2 protein-coding genes are annotated in these 2,669 nt (G+C 68.4%); both read left to right on the top strand.

From position 1 onward, the window contains the following. The first annotated feature begins 192 nt into the window (after positions 1-192). Complete coding sequence (gene istA, locus EFY87_RS19860) at positions 193-1,740, top strand: IS21 family transposase (RefSeq protein ID WP_123273220.1); 1,548 nt, start codon at positions 193-195, stop codon at positions 1,738-1,740. Next, positions 1,737-2,540: an IS21-like element helper ATPase IstB gene (istB, locus tag EFY87_RS19855; protein WP_123273219.1), complete on the top strand. Its 804-nt coding sequence runs from the start codon at positions 1,737-1,739 to the stop codon at positions 2,538-2,540. Before istA ends, istB begins: the two co-directional genes overlap by 4 nt. Positions 2,541-2,669: the final 129 nt, after the last annotated feature.

Here is a 2,669-nt window from a genome sequence, read left to right as displayed (position 1 = left end):
TGACGGCGGCCACGAAAAAATTCCCGGGGGCGGTCAGGTAGCTGCCCGGTAGCGGTCATGAGAAGTGCCCGCTGGCGGTCATGGGATCTGCCCGACACGAATTCTGTGTGCCTTGCCGCGTCCCGCGGTCAAGGCCCCTCCTGGGGTGCGGTTAGCGGTGCTGAAGCGCCGACCGCCCCCAGGAGGGACACCGTGAAGTCTGCCGAGGAGATCATGAACATGTTGGAAGCGTTCGACCTGACCGGGTCGTTGCGTGATGCCGGTGAGTTGTCCGGGGTCTCGCACCACACGGTCGCCAAGTATGTCGCTGCCAGGGACGCTGGCGCGTTGCCGGACCGGCCGGTGGCCCGGCCACAGTTGATCGATGAGTTCTTGCCGAAGGTGGAGGAATGGATCGACCGCTCGCAGGGCAAGCTGCGCGCGGACGTCGCGCACGACAAGCTCGTCGCGCTGGGGTACACCGGGTCCGAGCGGACCACCCGCCGCGCGGTCGCAGCGGTGAAGAAGAACTACCGGCTCGGGCGGGTGCGGGTGCACCGGCCGTGGGTGACAGAGCCGGGCATGTGGTTGCAGTACGACTTCGGTGACGGACCGCTCATTGACGGGATCCGCACGACGTTGTTCGTGGCGTGGTTGGCGTGGTCGAGGTTTCGGGTGGTGCTGGCGATCCGGGACAAGACCGCACCGAGCGTGATGGCCGCGCTGGATGTCACGTTGCGCCGGATCGGCGGCACGCCTACCTACCTGCTGACCGATAACGAGAAGACGGTGACAGTGGAGCATGTGGCGGGGATCCCGGTCCGTAACGCCGGAATCGTCGAGTTCTCAAGGCATTACGGGCTCACGGTGCACACGTGTGTGCCGTGCGACCCGGCGTCCAAGGGCGGGTCGGAGTCCAGTGTGAAGATCGCCAAGGCCGACCTGGTCCCCAAGGACACCAACCTGCTGGACGCCTACGAGTCGTTCGCGGATCTGGAAGCGGCGTTCTGCCAGGACGTCAACGCCCGGGTACACCGGGTCACCCGCCGGGCACCGACCGACATGCTCGCCGAAGAACAAGCCCGGCTGCACCCGGTCCCGGCGGTACCGCACACCGTCGCGTTCGGGGTGACGCGCACCGTGGCGGCCAAGACGCCGATGGTGGCCTTCGAGGGCGGGCAGTACTCGGTCCCGGCCGGCCTGCTCGCACAAACGGTGTGGGTGCGGGTCCACGGCCGAGGCGCTGACGAGCAGGTCGTCATCGTGCACGTCGGTGACCAAGGGCCGATCGAGGTGGCCCGGCACGCCCGCGCGACCCCGGGCAGCCCGAAGATCGACGACGCGCACTTCCCGCCCGCACCAGCCGGTGCGTTGGACCGGAAACCGTTGGCACGTAACGAATCCGAGGCAGCGTTCCTGGCTATCGGCAACGGTGCCCGGTTGTGGTTGACCGAGGCCGCCGCCGCGGGCACCACCAAGATCCGGGTCAAGATGGCCCAAGCCGTGGCCCTGGCCAAACTGTTCGACGCCAAGGACGTGGACTGGGCGCTGGGCCATGCCGCGGTCCACGCCCGGTTCGCCGAGGGCGACCTGGCCTCGATCCTGGACCACCACAAGAGCCTCACCGCGTCCGGGCCGACCAGTCGGGCGGGCGAGGGCCACTCGCTGACTCAGGGCACCGCCGGCTGGGCCGCCCTGGGCGTGATCACACCACAGCTGCCGCTGCTCGACGGTGACGACGACACGGTGGTGACGGCGTGAACACGGCGACGAGGACGGCACCAGCTGCTGGAGTTCCGGCCGCGCCGCCGTTACCCGACGACGTCGAAACGCTGCTGCGCCGGTTGCGGCTGCCGCACATCCGAGCTCTGGCGCCCGAGGTCGTGGCGACCGCGAAAACCCAACGATGGGAACCGGTTGAGGTGCTGCGCGCCCTGTTCGAGGCCGAGTCCGCCGGGCGGGAACGTTCCGCCCTGGCGACCCGCCGCGCCGCGGCCGGGTTCCCCACCGGGAAAACGTTCGCCGCATGGAAACCCGAGGTGTCCTCGATCCCGGCACCAACCCAGCAAGCCTTGCGCACCCTGGAATGGATCGGCCGCCGAGAGAACCTCGTGGTGTGCGGGCCGTCCGGGACCGGGAAGACGTTCCTGCTCGAAGCACTCGGGCAACAGGCCGTCGAGCAAAGCCTGCGGGTGGCCTGGTTCACCCTGGAAGACCTCGGTGCGCTGCTGCGCAGGCACCGCGCCGACGACACCGTGGCCAAGGCCATCGCCCGGGTCCTGCGAGCAGACCTGGTCGTAATCGATGACATCGGCTTGCTGCCGGTAGCTGCCGACGCTGCCGAGTGCCTGTACCGGCTGATCGACGCAGCGTACGAGAAACGCTCCGTCGCGGTCAGCTCGAACCTGCACCCCGCAGCGTTCGACGAGCTGATGCCCAAGACCCTCGCGACCGCCACCGTCGACCGGCTCCTGCACCACGCCCACGTCTGTCAGACCAGCGGTGACAGCATCCGCCTGTCCCAAGCACTCACCGGACAGGGGGTGAACCCCTTGAGCTGAACCAGCCACGACCCACGATGGCCAGCACCCACACGGGGCAGATCCCACGGCCATCACCGGGCAATTCTCGTGACCGTCACCGGGCAGGTCTCACGACCGCCCCTGGGCAGAAATCACTGGCCCTTGACA

This window comes from Flexivirga caeni, assembly GCF_003724155.1.
GTDB lineage: Bacteria > Actinomycetota > Actinomycetes > Actinomycetales > Dermatophilaceae > Flexivirga > Flexivirga caeni.
Note: the sequence above shows the minus strand (reverse complement) of the source record. Positions and strands in the feature narration are given on the sequence as shown.